Annotated in this window: 11 protein-coding genes; all 11 read left to right on the forward strand. The window is 45.7% G+C overall.

What is annotated here, in order from left to right; translation table 11 throughout:
- Positions 1 to 46 precede the first annotated feature (46 nt).
- The 11 genes from G590_RS0104575 to G590_RS0104625 all read left to right on the forward strand — a co-directional run bounded on the left by G590_RS0104575 (position 47) and on the right by G590_RS0104625 (position 17,044).
- Positions 47 to 2,986, forward strand: a complete 2,940-nt coding sequence (locus G590_RS0104575; RefSeq protein WP_022764494.1) for a glycoside hydrolase family 3 protein — start codon at positions 47 to 49, stop codon at positions 2,984 to 2,986.
- 123 nt (positions 2,987 to 3,109) lie between these two features.
- Positions 3,110 to 5,377 carry a DUF3160 domain-containing protein gene (locus G590_RS18395; RefSeq protein WP_022764495.1) on the forward strand — a complete coding sequence of 756 codons (2,268 nt, stop codon included), beginning with the start codon at positions 3,110 to 3,112 and terminating at the stop codon, positions 5,375 to 5,377.
- Positions 5,374 to 6,825 (forward strand): CapA family protein, encoded by a 1,452-nt coding sequence (locus G590_RS20425; protein WP_022764496.1) that lies wholly within the window; start codon positions 5,374 to 5,376, stop codon positions 6,823 to 6,825. The genes G590_RS18395 and G590_RS20425 overlap by 4 nt, the downstream gene beginning before the upstream one ends.
- 31 nt (positions 6,826 to 6,856) lie before the next feature.
- Positions 6,857 to 8,641 carry an alpha-amylase family glycosyl hydrolase gene (locus G590_RS18405; protein ID WP_022764497.1) on the forward strand — a complete coding sequence of 595 codons (1,785 nt, stop codon included), beginning with the start codon at positions 6,857 to 6,859 and terminating at the stop codon, positions 8,639 to 8,641.
- A 61-nt stretch (positions 8,642 to 8,702) separates the two neighbouring features.
- The gene (locus G590_RS0104595) at positions 8,703 to 9,248 is read left to right on the forward strand and encodes a VanZ family protein (protein WP_026493931.1); all 546 of its coding nucleotides are present in this window, start codon (positions 8,703 to 8,705) and stop codon (positions 9,246 to 9,248) included.
- A 9-nt stretch (positions 9,249 to 9,257) separates the two neighbouring features.
- Positions 9,258 to 10,877, forward strand: coding sequence for a response regulator (locus G590_RS0104600; protein ID WP_022764499.1), 1,620 nt, complete (start codon positions 9,258 to 9,260; stop codon positions 10,875 to 10,877).
- Positions 10,874 to 12,208 carry a sensor histidine kinase gene (locus G590_RS0104605; protein ID WP_022764500.1) on the forward strand — a complete coding sequence of 445 codons (1,335 nt, stop codon included), beginning with the start codon at positions 10,874 to 10,876 and terminating at the stop codon, positions 12,206 to 12,208. Before G590_RS0104600 ends, G590_RS0104605 begins: the two co-directional genes overlap by 4 nt.
- Before the next feature lie 136 nt (positions 12,209 to 12,344).
- Entirely contained in the window at positions 12,345 to 13,337 is a 993-nt protein-coding gene (locus G590_RS0104610) for an ABC transporter substrate-binding protein (protein WP_022764501.1), read from the forward strand.
- Between the two features lie 68 nt (positions 13,338 to 13,405).
- Positions 13,406 to 14,914: a sugar ABC transporter ATP-binding protein gene (locus G590_RS0104615; protein ID WP_022764502.1), complete on the forward strand. Its 1,509-nt coding sequence runs from the start codon at positions 13,406 to 13,408 to the stop codon at positions 14,912 to 14,914.
- A 3-nt stretch (positions 14,915 to 14,917) separates the two neighbouring features.
- Positions 14,918 to 16,003, forward strand: a complete 1,086-nt coding sequence (locus G590_RS0104620; RefSeq protein ID WP_022764503.1) for an ABC transporter permease — start codon at positions 14,918 to 14,920, stop codon at positions 16,001 to 16,003.
- A complete protein-coding gene (locus G590_RS0104625) occupies positions 16,004 to 17,044 on the forward strand; it encodes an ABC transporter permease subunit (protein WP_022764504.1) in 1,041 nt (346 codons plus the stop codon). It abuts the gene before it with no gap.
- Positions 17,045 to 17,057: the final 13 nt, after the last annotated feature.

The following is a 17,057-nucleotide window of genomic DNA, read 5'->3' on the forward strand; positions in this document are numbered from 1 at the left end:
ATAAAAGAAAAACTAAATGCTTTTCTATGGGAAGGAGAAAAAGAATATGTTACAAATCAACATTGCTGACGTCATTGCTGTCCTTAATACAATGATCCCACAGCTGATTATCATCGGTGTGGTACTTGTTGCAGCAATCATCTGCACAATTGCAGCAATCAAAATCAAGAAGCCTTTAAAGGGCTTTGTAAGAAAGCAGGCATGGCTTGTATTTCTTTTGACACTGGTACTTGTCGTAACCAACATCTTACTCGTGCCAATGTATTCCATGGTAAACATGGCAATGGGTGGAGGAAAGATTTCAGAAGAATCATCTGAGCAGGCAAAAGAGCTCTGCACAGAGATCGCAGAGGAGGGTATTGTTCTTCTTAAGAACGATTCAGCAGCTCTTCCTCTTGCAGCAGGAACAAAAGTAAACGTATTTGGATGGTCATCAACCAATCCTATCTACGGCGGAACAGGTTCAGGAGCTCTTTCTGCAGCATATCCTACAGTTGATTTCCTTCAGGGACTCACAGATGCAGGAATTGAGTACAACCAGGAACTTGTTGATTTCTACAAGGGCTGGAGAGATTCAAGACCTTCAGTCGGAATGATGGGTCAGGACTGGACAATTCCGGAGCCTACAATTGATGAGTACGGTGATCTTTTTACATCAGCAAAAGACTATTCCGATACAGCTATTTTCTTCATCGCACGTTCAGGTGGTGAGGGCGCTGATCTCCCTGTAAGCTACGATGGCGCTGATACTTACAACTTCGATCCTAACAGCTTCTTTGGAGGAACAGGAACACGTTACTCAGAGCAGGCTGATGACCTTGATGCAAATAAGTCATATCTTGAGCTCTCAAACAGAGAGAAGGCTCTTCTTGACAAGGTTACATCAGACTACAGCAAGGTTATCGTTATCGTAAACTCAGCTAATGCCATGGAGCTTGGCTTTGTAAATGATTACTCACAGATCAAGTCAGTTATCTATTGCCCCGGAACAGGTCAGACCGGTTTTGACGGACTTGGAGAGATCCTTGCAGGTACAGTTAATCCTTCTGGAAAGACTGCGGATACATTTGTTGCAGATCTTCACGCAACACCTACAGCCAACAACTTTGGTGATTTTGATTACACAAATATGTCCGAGTTTGGATTTGAGAACATGTTCGCCGAGGGCGGAATGTCTTATCCGACATTTGTTAATTACGTTGAAGGTATCTACGTTGGATACAGATTCTATGAGACAGCTTTTGCTGAGGCAGAGGCAGGAAACATGGACTTCGACTATGACAGCGCAGTTGTATATCCTTTCGGATATGGACTTTCATACACAACCTTCAGCCAGGAGATGGGCCCTGTAACCACTGATGGCAAGACAGTTTCATTTGATGTAACAGTTACAAATACAGGAAGTGTAGCAGGTAAGGATGTAGTTGAGGTTTATTACAATCCTCCTTACACAAACGGCGGAATCGAGAAGTCAGCAGCAAATCTCATCGCATTTGAGAAGACAGGTGTTCTTGAGGCAGGAGCTTCAGAGACTGTAACTATCTCTTTTGCAATGGAAGATATGGCTTCCTATGATACATATGGCGAGGGCTGCTATGTTCTCGACGCAGGAGATTACGAGATCTCAATCAACACAGACGCTCACAACAAGATTGCAAGTGAGACCGTAACTGTTGATTCAAAGGTTGTTTACAACGAGTCAAACAAGCGTGAATCTGATTTTGTCGCAGCAACAAACCAGTTTGGATTTGCTGAGGGAGATTCCTTCACATATCTCTCAAGAGCAGACGGATTCGCAAACTATGATGAAGCTACAAAGGCACCTGCATCTTACGAGTTGTCAGATGCATATAAGGCAACATACTTTAACGAAACCAACTATGATCCTACTGCATACAACAACGATGCAGACGTAATGCCTACAACAGGAGCTAAGAACGGTGTTAAGCTCGCAGAGCTTCGTGGCCTTTCTTATGACGATCCAAAGTGGGATTCACTGCTTGATGAACTTACAGTGTCTGAGATGAACACCCTTATCGCACTCGGCGGCTATGAGACATCAGCAGTTGATTCTATAGATAAAGTCATGACTTATGACTGTGATGGACCTGCTTCCATCAACAACAACTTCACAGGTCAGGGTTCAATCGGATTCCCTGCAGCAGTAATGATCGCATGCACATGGAACAAAGATCTTGCTTATGCTTTCGGTGATTCAATCGGTAAGATGGCAGACGAGATGGATGTATCCGGATGGTATGCACCTGCTACAAACACACACAGAAGTGCATTTGCCGGACGTAACTTTGAGTACTATTCAGAGGATGGCGTTCTCGCAGGCTGGATGTGCGCTAAGGCAGTAGACGGAGCAAGAGCTCACGGCGTTTACTCATACGTTAAGCACTTTGCTACAAACGATCAGGAGACCAACAGAACAGGCTTCCTTTGCACATGGCTCAACGAGCAGTCACTTCGTGAAGTATATCTTAAGTCATTTGAGATAGCATTTAAGAAAGCTAACCCTGCAGCAACAATGGTAGCCTTCAACAATATCGGAACAGTTCCTGCTGAGGCTTGCTCAGAGCTTCTCAACACAGTACTTCGTGGTGAGTGGGGCTTCAGAGGCCTTGCAGAGACCGACTACTTCGGTGGCTACGGATACCAGGATTCAGACAGAATGATCAGAAACGGCTGTGACCTCATGCTTGCAACTTATGAGACACCTCAGTCAACAGTAACAGATCAGACTTCTGCTACATCTGTTATCGCTATGAGACAGGCTTCCAAGAATATTCTCTACACTGTTGTTAACAGCAGAGCATATGACAAGAACATCAGCACAGGACTTCCTACATGGGTTAAGATCCTCTATGCTGTAGATGCACTTCTCATCGCACTTATCGCATTCCTTGAGTTCAAGGCAATCAAGAAGTACCTTGCTCAGAAGAAGGAACTTGCCAATACACCTGACAGTGCTGAGGTATAAGATGTGCTGTAAATACCGTTTTCGGTGATTTATAGATCGTAATACTTTAGGAGCTCCCCTGCATTTTGCAGGGGAGCTCTTATTTGGTTATAATGGTTCTGGGGATAAAAAGGAGAGTGTGTTATGAAAAGAAGAGTTATTTCGATTTTACTATCAGTATCTATGCTGTGCACTGCCTGCAGTTTGGGTGGGAATACTGCACAGGATCAGCCCGCTGACCAGTCTCAGGATCAGGCAACGCAGGAAGCTGGTGAGGATGCTCCGGCAGCCGATGCGCAGACACAGTCAGTAGAGTCAACAGGAACTGCAGCTGTAGGCAAACTTCCGTCACTTCTTGGAGATGAGGAGGAGATATACTACGATGAGAGCCTTGTTCCAAGTGTGGAGCCGTATACGGTTGCGCCTGATTTTTCAAATGTAACTTATCATCCTGATTATGCGTATCTTTTTGAAGATCAGTATAAATCAGAGTGGAACGATCCGTCACTTCTTAGAAATGCCCTTATAAAGAACGGATTTGCTATTAAAAACTCAAGTGGTGCCGATGAATTCTACGAGATCTACGAGGATAACCGTTATTTCTTTTTCCCGAACTTTGTAACTGTCGATTCACTGATGCACACATATCACCTGTATTTTGCTCATCTGATGAAGAACACGGAGAAGGATTATCTCGCAGACAAGCTCAAGGAGCTCAGCGCTCAGATGCTTGAAAAGAGCGCAGCCCAGTACGGTGAGCTTAAGGGTACAAAGTGGGAGAGCGCAGCTCTCAGGAACTTAGAGTTCTTTTACATAGGAGCATACCTTCAGGATGAGACTGTAGCAGCTCCTGTTGATGATGCAGGCTTTGGAGATGTCGTTAAATCAGAGATTTCCAAGATACAGGGTGCTGAAGCTATTGAAGATTGCGCTATCACAGGCTTTATGGAAGATTACACACAGTACAAGCCAAGGGGCTATTATGAAGGCGATGAGCAACTGGAGAAATACTTTAAGGCTATGATGTGGTACGGACGTATTCCCATGGCGCTTAATAATGAGGATACAGTCAGAAGTGCGTGCCTTATGAGCAGCGCTCTGGCAAGTGATGACGAGGCATGGAAGAGCATCTACACAGTTACTTCCTTCTTTGCCGGTGCATCCGATGACCCCGGATATGACCAGTTTTCAGCTGTTATTGAGCAGTGCTATGGTTCAGTGCCGGATGCTTCTGTTCTTGCTTCTGATGATGAGGCCTTTGCAAAGGTCCTTTTGGCAGCAAAAGAGCTTGATCCTCCTGCAATAAATTCTGTTCCTGTCATGGAAGGTGAAGATCCGGTTATTCCGTCATTCCGTTTTATGGGCCAGAGATTTACCGTAGATGCGGCAATCATGCAGAAGCTCATTTTCAGCGCAGTCAAAGAAAACGCAAACGGTGACAGAAGATATTTACCTGATACTCTGGATACAGCTGCGGCACTTGGTTCCGAGCAGGCAGCAGCAATCCTGAAAGAGCAGGGAGATTACGAGTTCGAGAATTATGAGAAGAACATGAATACTGCTGCAGAGCACTTTAACAATTCAGATCCCAAGATCTGGAACAGCAGTCTTTATGCCGGCTGGCTCAATACCCTCAGACCTCTGTTTGAGTCAAAGGGCGAGGGCTATCCGATGTTCATGCAGAACGCAGAGTGGGATAAAAGAAATCTCGAGTGCTTTGCAGGTTCATTTGCTGAACTCAAGCATGACACAATCCTCTACTCCAAATCAGTTATGGCTGAGATGGGCGGAGGATACGATACTCCACCGGATGACAGAGGCTATGTTGATCCTGAACCCAAGATCTACAGCAGGTTCATCTTCCTTGCAAACAACACCAGGGAAGGACTTGAAAGCCTTGGAATGCTCAGCGACAGGGATGAGGAAAACCTTCTGCGACTTGCGGAGATAGCAACAAGACTCCTTGAGATTTCTGAAAAAGAGCTGAAGGCAGAGAGTCTTTCTGATGATGATTATGAGTGGATCAGAGAATACGGCGGATATATTGAGCACTTCTGGAACGAGGTAAATAACCCCGATGATACAGAAGAAAGAGTATATCCCGAGAACGTTCCCTGTCCTGTGATTGCAGATATCGCAACTGACCCTAACGGCAGCATTCTTGAGGTCGGAACAGGCTATGCCCAGACAATGTATGTTGTATTCCCTATTGACGGAGAACTTCATGTGGGAAGCGGAAGCGTATACAGCTTCTATCAGTTCGAAGCACCTATGTCAGACAGGATGACTGACTCAGAGTGGCGCCAGATCCTCAAGGGCGGATATCTTGACGACAACTGGGAGTGGGTTGAAACAGAAGCTGCACCGGATCAGCCGGAATGGACACAGAGTTACAGAGTAGGCGATAAATGATTGGCCCGGTGACTTCAAAAACCGGTAAAAAGATATTTTGGCTGCTACTGCTCGTTGGAGCAGTGGCGGCCTTTTGCTGTTTAATTGCAATGAATTATATTCCGGGAGGCTTTGCCTGGCAGGAAAAGACAATTGAGCTGGCTGATGGAAGAAAGCTTGTGCTATCAGGTAAGATACTGGAGCTTGAAGATACAGCGGGAAAAGAGCTCTGGAAATCCGATAAGGGCCACAGGGTTCAGGACGCATTTGCGACCGACCTTGACGGAGACGGAGATGAAGAGCTCATTGCTCTTTTGTGGAAAAGAGGCAGATTCGGCCCTGCAAGACCCTACTGGATAACTTCTGATGAAAAGAAATACAGCCAGCATATCTTCATTTATGATATAAACGAAGATGGAAGCGTGACTCAGAAATGGTGCGCCTCAGATATCGGACCAACAGTTGTCAGGATGAAGGTCATGGACAGGAACAGCGCATTCCTTCTGACCGAGGATATTAACGACAAAGCCTGCCTGTGGAGCTGGCAGTCCTTTGGACTCAAGAACATGGATAACACTGTCAGCTTTGCATGCTTTGGTGATAACATAATCCATGAGGAGATATATCTCTACGGAGAGAGCGTATCAGGCGGCAATTATGATTTTTTGTATAAGCCTTTTAAGAAGGATATTCAGGATGCCGATGTGGCAGTCATTCAGCTTGAGACAATGCTGGTGGACAAGGCATCAGCTGTGGGAGGATACCCGTCATTTGGAACTCCTTTAGGTGTCGGAAGGGCAATAGCGAACGCAGGATTTGACGTGGCTACATGCGCCAATAACCACAGTATGGACCGCGGGCTCTATGGCATAGATGTGACTACAGGTTTTTGGCAGCAAAATCACATTACCTGCGTCGGGCTTCACAGCGCTTACGATTCCGATAACAGAGCCTATAAGATTATTACCAGAAACGGCATAAATATTGCGCTGTTTGCTTACACTTACGGCATAAACGATCAGGGGAATGAAAATGATTTTTCTTTTCTGCTGAATGGCTTTCCGCATGGAGAGGAGCAGGAAAAAGAGTTTGTGGCTGACCTTAAAAGTGCAAGGGATGAAGCGGACTTTGTGATTGTCTTCGCCCACTGGGGACAGGAGTATGAGAAGGAGCCAAACGACTATCAGAAGCATATGGCGCAGCTGATGGCAGAGGGCGGTGTCGATGTGGTAGTGGGGACTCATCCGCACGTGGTGCAGCCTGTAGAGACCATAAAAAGACCTGACGGAGGAGATATGCTTGTTTATTACAGCCTTGGAAATTTCAGGGCGGGTCAGGGATTTAGTGAGGACACAAAAACCGGAGCAGAAGCTCTTTTTACAATAGAGCACTGTTATGATGGAGTGAGACTTGCCGGTTATGATATAAAAGAGATTGACGCATATTGGAAAGATGGGCTGAGCAATTGATGTTCTTTTAGATGATTGGGAGGAGTATGATATGTCTTTTGACAAAAAAACAGCCGTATCATTGGGACTGACCGTGGCGCTTGCTGTGTCGGTTGTAACTGCCGGGATGATCGGCGGAAAGATAGGATTTAAGAGTAATGGGGAGCAGGAAGTGGCGCAGTCGGCTTTAGACTCTGCTGCGGGTGAAGTGGCAGCCAATGAGCTTCCTGTAAATGTGATTGATGACAAGTACAGGACTACCTATGAGGTCTTTGTGTATTCCTTTTGCGATAGCGATGGGGATGGAATCGGAGACCTGAAGGGACTTACGAGTAAGCTGGACTATATAAGTGACGGCGATGTTGCTACTGACACAGATCTTGGCTGCAATGAGATCTGGCTGATGCCCGTTTCTCCATCACCTACATATCACAAATACGATGTGACCGATTATAAGGACATTGACCCGGAGTACGGAACTTTAGAGGATTTTGATGAGCTTATAAAGGCCTGCCACGACAGAGGAATCCGCGTTATAATCGATCAGGTATACAATCATTCCTCCGTTGAGCATCCATGGTTTAAGGAGGCAGCGGAGTTTTTGGCAGATCACCCCGGGATTACGTTTGAGGATGGAAATTATAGCACTTCGTTTTACATAGATTGTCCGAAGCTTTCTTATTACAATTTTGCAAACGAGAAGAAGGATGGATATGAACCGCTTCCGGGTACGGATTACTTCTATGAAGCCCGCTTCTGGTCAGGAATGCCGGATCTTAATCTGGACAGCGATGCGGTTCGCAGAGAAATCGCTGATATCACAGGATTTTGGCTTGATCACGGCGTGGATGGTTTCAGGCTTGATGCCGTGACTTCATACTACACCGGCAATGATCCTGCCAATATCGAGTTCATGACGTGGCTCAATGACACGGTAAAGGCTAAGAATCCCGATGCTTATATCGTGGCAGAGGCATGGACCAATTCTGCAACTTACCACAAGTACTATGCCAGCGGAATCGACAGCTTCTTTGACTTTGACTATGCGGGAAGTGAGGGCGTGATCGCAGGTGTTGCAAAGGGAACAGCTCCGGCTTCAAGGTATGCTGAGGCACTTGTTAGCACTCAGAAGGCACTTGAAACAAACGGCCCCGGGACAGCCATTGACGCACCTTTCTATGTGAATCACGACATGGCAAGGAGCGCAGGATACTTCACGGGAAAAGGTGCTGAAGATAAACTTAAGCTATCCTGGGGACTTAATCTCCTGATGCCCGGAAATGCCTTTATCTACTACGGCGAGGAGCTTGGAATGAAGGGCTCCGGCAAGGATGAGAATAAGAGAGCGCCTATGTACTGGACGGCGGACACCAAGGCGGACGGCATGTGCAAAGGCCCTACGGCTATGGATTCTTTTAAGATGAAATATCCTGCTGCAGATGAGCAGAGTGAGGACCCTGCTTCAATCTATAACTACGTTAAGGCTGCAATCAAGGCGCGTAATATCTTCCCTGCAATTGCCAGGGGAGAGACGGCGGTGATCAGCGAGCTGACTGACTCGGATATCTGCACATTTACGAGATGCTGCAAGGCGGATGATTCCGGACGCTACGATGCAGAAAGACTGTTTGTTGTCATCAACACATCGGATGAAGCTAAGACTATAGATCTGTCAGCTGTCACTGATGCTGTGGAAGCTTCCGATGCACCTGTGTCAGGCGCTGACATCGCATCCCACGGAATTGCCTATCAGCTGAACACCGGTGAGGAGTGGAGCTCACTGGAGAATGCTACGCTTACCATGGCGCCTTACGGCATTGTTATGATCAGATTTTAAGGAGTCTCCAAATGTGTTATGATAGGAAACGAAATTATTTATGGGGACTGAGTCAGATATTATGAAGTATTTTATTATGTATATTAAACAGACCCTCAGGTTTGTTTTAAAGCCGCTTTCCTTTGTACCTGCAATTATCATGATGCTGGTTATTTTCAATTTCTCTGCACAGGAAGGTGGTCAGAGCAGCCAGCTCAGCTACGAGGTTGGCGTGAAGGTTCTTACGATCGCCAACGAGAAGCTGGACAGGGGATGGAGTGAAAAAAAGATCAGGCAGTTATCCAGAGAGGGACAGCACTATATAAGAAAGACAGCACATTTTACGGAGTATTTTCTCCTGGCCGTGTCAGTGGCATTCCCCCTTTATGTATATGGGGTAAGGGGATTGTGGCTGCTGTTTTCGGCAGGAATATTCTGCGTGGGGTATGCGTGCCTTGATGAGTACCACCAATCCTTTGTGGCGGGGCGAACGCCGGGGAAAAAGGATGTAGTCATCGACAGCGTGGGTATCTTCTTTGGAATAATTGTTACGAGGATAGTGGGATGGACAGGCAGGATGACGATCTTCAGGCCTCTGTCCAATCGCAAAGAAAAAGAAAAAAGGTGATACGGGGTTATGTTAAAGGTATTTTTGGCGGAGGACGAATTTGTTGTCCGCGAGGGGATCAAAAACAATGTGGACTGGAAAGCCCACGGCTATGAATTCTGCGGAGAAGCAGGCGATGGGGAGCTTGCTTATTCTATGATACAGACGCTAAAGCCTGATATCGTCATAACGGACATCAAGATGCCATTCATGGACGGCCTTACCTTAAGCAAGATGGTGAGGGCCGCCTTTCCCAATACAGAAATAGTACTCCTGACGGGCTATGAGGATTTTGAGTTTGCCAAGGAAGCCATTAAGATCGGCGTGTGCTCATATCTCTCCAAGCCTATAAGCGGAGAGAATCTGTTAAAAGAGATCGATGCGGTAGCAGCCAAGATTGAGGAGAAAAACCGCGAGCGTGAGATAGCAAAGCGCTACGAAGAAGATATGAAAGAGCGCACAGAGCTTGATAAGCAGGAGTTTTTCGAAAATCTTGTAACAGGTGAGAAGGACCTTCCGTATATTCTTAACAGGGCAAAAGAGCTGTCGATTGATATAACAGCTCTCAGATATAATGTGATAATCCTCAGGATCCGTTCGATCAAGCACGGAACAGATGAGTATTCGGGCAGTGTTGTCGGTGTTTCTGACAAGCTGGTTGATATAGTTGCCGCCAACAGAGCACTGCTTTTTGACTTAAACCTTGATGGCAAGGCAATACTGTTTAAGGGTGATACTGATGAAGAGATCGGAAGGAACATTGACAGAGCTATTTCGCAGATGAAAGAGCTTTTCTTGGCATATCCTCATATCAGATATTTCGGAGGCGTCGGTCAGGTTGTCGAGAGAATATCGGACATTCCGAGCTCTTTTACCTGGGCAAACAGAGCCTACGCCCATCAGTATCTTACAAGCGAGAGCGATTTCCTGTTCGGCTCGGAGGAAGGACTACATTCACAGAGGGATGATGTGATACTCTCGGAGATCGATCCAAGGCACATAGACAGAAGGCTTGTAAAAGAGTTTCTTCGAATGGGCGATGAGTCAGAGACAGAGTTTTTCCTGGATGAATTTTTCAAGGGCATGGGCAAGAATGCAATCCGCTCAACCATGCTCAGACAGTATATTTCCATGGATATCTATTTCACGGTATCCGACTTTATTCTAAATGAACTCGGTCTTTCCAAAGAGGAGATGGATGCCGAGGTTCCGCAGTCAGACATGCTTTCGGATGAAAAGACCACTTACGAGTATCTGGTCCGCATCCTGAAAAAGGCAATAGATCTCAGAAAGCGCACGTCACAGAGCCATTACCGCGAGGTCATTGGCGAGGTGCTTGCATACATCGATCAGCACTACAGCGATGAGGAGCTTTCTCTTAACACACTGGCAGCGCACGTTAATTTCTCACCCAATCACTTAAGTGCTGTATTCAGACAGGAGATGGGTCAGACCTTTATCAAGTATCTTACGGATTTCCGTCTTGATAAGGCAAAAGAGATGCTGCTTTCCACTTCCAAAAAGAGCAATGAGATCGGAATGCTTGTGGGTTACAAAGACCCGCACTATTTCTCATATCTTTTTAAGAAGACAACAGGCATGACCACAACGCAGTACAGAGGCAAGGGACGCATGGAGGATGAGGAATGAGTACGGCTTCCAAAGAAGGCCGAAAGAGGAATAAATCCCGTTTGGCCACTCAGATCCGAATATCATATCTGATACTTCTTTTACCCAATATCGTGTTCATGGTCTTTGCTTTCTATAATCTATGGAAGCTGAGCGCGCGCTATGACGACATGCTCAACTCCGTTGTTGTGGCTTCCGAGTTTTCCCTCGATTTCAAAAACGACTTTGACTATGAGACATATCTTTTGATAGTAGGTAATGTTGCGCCCGGGGATTCCAAGATCCCCGAGCTTCTTGCCGATGCCCGGGGCGTTGTCGACTCTCTTAAGGACGTCACGGATACTGCTGATAACAGGAAGAGGCTTCAAAGTGCCGAGAAGTACCTCAACAACCTTCAGGGGTATATCGATAACATTACTGAGAACCTTGGCTTTGACGACAGATATGAGGCAAACATGCTGATCTGGGAGAACGATGTACAGATAGTTACATCTCTTTTACAGGAGACCATCAACGAGTACATTTACTATGAGAACAGACAGATTCAGATAGCCCAGGCTCAGAACAGGCAGTTTTATTTAAATACGATCAAGGTGTCCATGGCTATCTTTGGTTTTATTGTTGTGGCCATCATAGTGGTTTCGATTGTGGGTCCGCTCTGGATCACACGTCCCATCGAGGAACAGGTTACAAGGGAGCAGAAGCAGCTTCGCAAGGCGGAGTTTGAGCTTTTGCAGGCACAGATAAATCCGCACTTTTTATACAATACTCTGGATGCCATTGTCTGGTCGGCTGAGGCGGGCAATCAGAAACAGGTTGTAAAGATGGTGGGTTCGCTTTCCGAGTTCTTTAGGTCCTCTCTTAATAAGGGAAAAGAGCTTGTAAGAGTGAGGGAGGAGTTATCTCACGCCAGGAGCTATCTGGAGATCCAGCAGATAAGGTATCAGGATATTTTAAGTTACGAGATAGATGTGCCGGAGGAGCTTTTTGAGTACGAGATACCCAAGATAACCGTTCAGCCTATTGTAGAGAATGCGCTTTACCACGGCATCAAGAACAGAAGAGGCGGAGGAAAGATAACCATAACCGGAGAAGAGGGCGATACGGATTACAGGATTATCGTCGCAGATGACGGTATGGGTATGGACAGTGAAAGACTTTCGGAGATCTCAAAGGGGCTTGCGGACAAGGCCCCGGAGGATGCCAAGATCTACGGACTGTATAACGTTAATGAGCGCATAAGACTCTTTTACGGAGAAGAATACGGTATCACGCTCTCATCGGAATATGATAAGGGAACAACAGTTACCATAAGGCTGCCGAAAAAATCAACCGAAATCGTAGAAAATTGAAACAGAATAAAAAATAAATAAAATATTCAACTTTTTCTCTTTGTTTATTTAATGGAGATTTTACGGCTTTTTCTCTAGAATTGTATTTAGTAAGGAATGGTCCTTACAGTAAACATCCATTCTAGGAGGAAAAATTATGATGAAGAAAGTATTGGCACTTCTTATGGCATCTGCAATGACACTCGGTCTTGTTGCATGCGGAAGCTCAGCACCTGCATCTACAGGTTCAGCACCTGCAGCATCAGGCGGAAAGATTAAGGTTGGTATCATTAACAACGACCCTAACGAGTCAGGTTATCGTACAGCTAACGACGCTGACCTCAAGGCTAAATTTACAGAGGCTAACGGCTACGAAGCATCTTTTGCTTACAGCTTAAAGAATGATGAGCAGATCCAGTACGCTCAGAACTTTATTCAGGACGATGTTGATTATCTTCTTCTTTCAGCTGCTGATACAGCAGGCTGGGATTCAGTTCTTAAGGATGCACAGGCAGCAGGCGTAAAGGTTATCCTTTTTGACCGTACAATCGATGCAGATCCTTCACTCTATGAGGCTTCAATCGTTTCCGATATGGCAAAAGAAGGACAGACAGCTGTTGACTGGCTCGCTGGCCAGAACCTTTCAGAGTACAACGTAATCCACATTCAGGGTGTTATGGGATCAGCTGCTCAGCAGGGAAGATCAGGCGCTCTTGATACTAAGGTAGCAGCAGAGTCTAACTGGAACATCGTTAAGCAGCAGACAGCTGAGTGGAACGCAGAGAAGGCTCAGCAGATCGTTCAGTCAGTTATCGACGCAGGCACACCTTTCAACGTAATCTATGCAGAGAACGACGATATGGCTAAGGGTGCTGTTGCAGCTCTTGACGCAGCAGGTATTTCACACGGCGTTGGCAAAGACGTAGTAGTTATGGGATTTGACTGCAACAAGTGGGCACTTGAAGAGCTCCTTGCACAGAACTGGAACTATGACGGACAGTGCAATCCTTTCCAGTCAAGCTACATCGACGATATCATCAAGAAGCTTGAGGCAGGCGAGACACTTTCACAGAAGACCATCATCATGGACGAGAAGGGCTTCGACGCTTCAACAATTACTCAGGACGACGTAGACAACTACGGAATCTAATAAATCAGTTATGAGAGGCGCAGCGGCATTGTCTGCTGCGTCTTTTTTAAAGAAATGAGGAGCAGCCCATGAATGAAACCACATTACTAAAAATGCGTGGCATTGATAAATCATTCCCCGGCGTCCGTGCGCTTCAGAAGGTAGATTTTACCTTGAACAAGGGAGAGATACATGCGCTGATGGGGGAAAACGGCGCAGGAAAATCAACGCTTATAAAAGTACTTACAGGTGTTTATCCCAAGGATGCGGGAACAATTGAGCTTGAAGGTGCGGGAGAGGTAGCTATCCACTCACCGCAGGATGCTCAGAACCTTGGAATAAGTACCGTTTATCAGGAAATAACTCTTTGTCCCAATCTTACTGTTGCAGAGAATATGTTTATCGGAAGAGGTCAGGGAGTACTCACAAACTGGAAGCAGATAAATGCCGATGCAGACAAGCTTCTTCAGTCGCTGGATATTCCGGCCAGGGCAACTCAGCAGCTGTCAAACTGTTCCATAGCCGTACAGCAGATGGTGGCCATTGCAAGAGCAGTAGATATGGACTGTAAAGTTCTTATTCTGGATGAGCCTACATCCTCTCTTGATGAGCAGGAGGTTGAAAAGCTCTTTGGCCTTATGAGAGACCTCAAGGAGATGGGAGTTGGCATCATCTTTGTAACACACTTCCTTGATCAGGTATACGAAGTGTGCGATAAGATCACTGTTCTTCGCGACGGACAGCTGGTCGGTGAATATGAGATCAAAGATCTTCCAAGAGTACAGCTTGTTGCCAAGATGCTTGGTAAGGAAATGGATGATCTTTCAGACATAAAAGGAGAATCAGATGAATACAAAGGAAATGACGCTGGAGAGATCGTGTTCGAAGCTGAAGGGCTTCAATCTGACGCAGGCATAAAACCTTTTGATTTTCATATCAAGAAGGGTGAAGTCAACGGCTTTACGGGACTGCTTGGTTCCGGACGAAGCGAGTGCGTAAGGGCAATCTTTGGAGCTGACAGGATCCTTGGAGGCAAGGTAAAGGTTCACGGCAAAGAGGTTAAGATCAATAAGCCGATCGATGCCATGAAGAACGGAATTGCCTATCTTCCTGAGGACAGAAAGATCGACGGAATCATCGGGGATCTGTCCGTAAGAGATAACATCATCCTTGCGCTTCAGGTTATGAAAGGCTTCTTTAAGCCCTTTACAAAAGCTCAGGCCAAGGCCTTTGCCGATGAATACATAGATAAGCTCAATATCAAGACAGCTTCGGCTGATAAGCCGATCAAGGCACTTTCCGGAGGTAATCAGCAGAAGGTTATTCTTGCAAGATGGCTTCTTATGCATCCCGAATATCTGATCCTTGACGAGCCTACAAGAGGTATTGATGTAGGTACCAAGGTTGCAATTCAGAAGCTGGTGCTTGAACTTGCATCGGAAGGTATGAGCGTTACCTTCATTTCATCCGAGACTGATGAGATGCTTCGTACATGCTCAAGACTTGTAGTAATGCGCGATAGAAAAGTAGTCGGAGAGCTCTCCGGTGATGATCTTACACAGAATAAGATCATGGCTACTATCGCAGGAGGGGAGTAAGGTATGACCAAGAATAAAGGAAATGTTTTGGGCGTGATAAAAACAATAGCGTCCCACCAGCTGTTTATACCGCTTCTTGCACTTGTACTTCTTGCGGTAGTAAACCTGGTAAATGATCCATCATTTTTTGAGATAAAAGACGTAACAAACAACGCAGGCTATATAGTTAAGTCCGGTGCGCTTATCACTATTCTGGACTACGGCTCAGAGCTTGCAATTCTCGCAATCGGTATGACACTGGTAACTGCAGCATCCGGCGGACAGGATATTTCCGTTGGAGCAACAATCGCAATCGCGGGATCAGCAATGCTGAGAGTTCTTTGCGGCGGAAACTCAAGACCTGAAACAATTCAGGCTCCTATCATTGTAGCTTTCCTTGTAGCATGTATAGTCGGAATGCTCTGTGGTGCCTTCAACGGAATGCTGGTTTCCATATTTAAGATCCAGCCCATGATCGCAACTCTTATCCTGTTTACCGCAGGAAGATCGATCGCAGCCTGGATAAACAACAACGAGCTTCCTATCGTTCCGGATCCTAAGTTTGCGTACTTTGGCGGATTCATTCCGGGAATACCGATCCCGACAACAGTTTTCATCGCAGCAATATGTATCATCATCATTGCAATTGTGCTTAAGTTTACCAACCTGGGACTTTACACTCAGGCAGTAGGTATCAACGAGAGTTCATCAAGACTTAACGGTATCAACCCCACATTTATCAAGTTCCTTTCATTTGTTATCCTGGGACTTTGCGTGGCAGTTGCAGCTCTGATCAAGGTTAGCCGTCTTTCAACCATCAACTATTCGGTTATTGCAAAAGACATTGAGATGGATGCAATTCTTGCCGTAGCCCTTGGAGGAAATGCTCTTTCAGGCGGTAAGTTCAACATCTGGGCTTCAATCCTTGGAGCATATGTAATCCAGTTCCTTACAACAACACTTTATAAGTTCAATGTGCCTTCGGATGCACTTGCAGCTTATAAGGCGGTAGTTGTTATCATCCTTGTTGTATTCTCTGCTCCTAAGGCAAGAGAGTATATGGAGATGTTTGTAAAGAAGCTGAATCCTGTCAGAAAGGAGGCGGCTTAAATGAAAGACAAGAAAAAAGAAAGCATCTTCAATAAGATGAATGACACTAACCTCCTGCTGACCATTACCATTGTGATCTTTTTCCTGATGTATATCGGAGCGGTACTGTTCCAGGGAGGCGGATTTTCCAAGCCTCAGATGTTCTTTAACATCTTAAACGCCAACGCTGCTCTTATCATCACTGCATGCGGAATGAGTATAGTAATGATCTCGGGCGGAATCGATATTTCCGTTGGTGGAGTTGTAGCTCTTGTTTCAATGTGCTGTGCAGTATATCTGGACAAAACAAATTCTCCGAGCCTTCTGGTTTCGGTACTTATAGCTGTTGGTATCGGTGTACTTTACGGACTGGTTCAGGGTTTTTTGGTTGCTGTTCTTGATATCCAGCCGTTCATAGTTTCTCTTGCGGGAATGTTCTTTGCAAGAGGTATGACAACCATAGTAAACACAGCACCTTTCAACGTTGAGAATCAGGCGTTTATGGCGCTTAAGGACACTCGTGTGAATGTGCCTTTCCTTGGTTCATACAACAAGAAGGGTATATATGTTCCGGCATATATTGAAATTGGTGTTATTGTAGCTCTTCTTATTGTGATATTATTGTTTGTAGTGCTCAAATGGACCAAGCTTGGAAGAAGCTTTTATGCAGTGGGCGGCAACAAGCAGAGTGCGCTGATGATGGGTATAAACGTAAGAAGGACCAAGTTCCTGTCACACCTTATCTGCTCAACACTTGCCGGTATCGGAGGATATGTATATTTCCTTCATGTAGGATCCGGATCTGCAAGCCATGCAATGGGTATGGAGATGAACGCTATTGCTTCATCAATCATCGGTGGTACACTGCTTACCGGTGGTGTTGGTAATATTATCGGAACATTCTTCGGAGTGCTTTCCCTTAGTACCATCCAGAACATTGTTGCATCAGCAGGACTTGATGAAGCATGGTGGACAGGTATCACCATTGCTGCAATGCTCTGCATCTTCCTTCTTATCCAGAGCGTAGTTATGGCTCAGAAAAAGAAAGCTATCAAGGCCTGAGGATAAATAAGGA

Source organism: Butyrivibrio sp. XPD2006 (genome assembly GCF_000420865.1).
Lineage (GTDB): Bacteria > Bacillota > Clostridia > Lachnospirales > Lachnospiraceae > Butyrivibrio.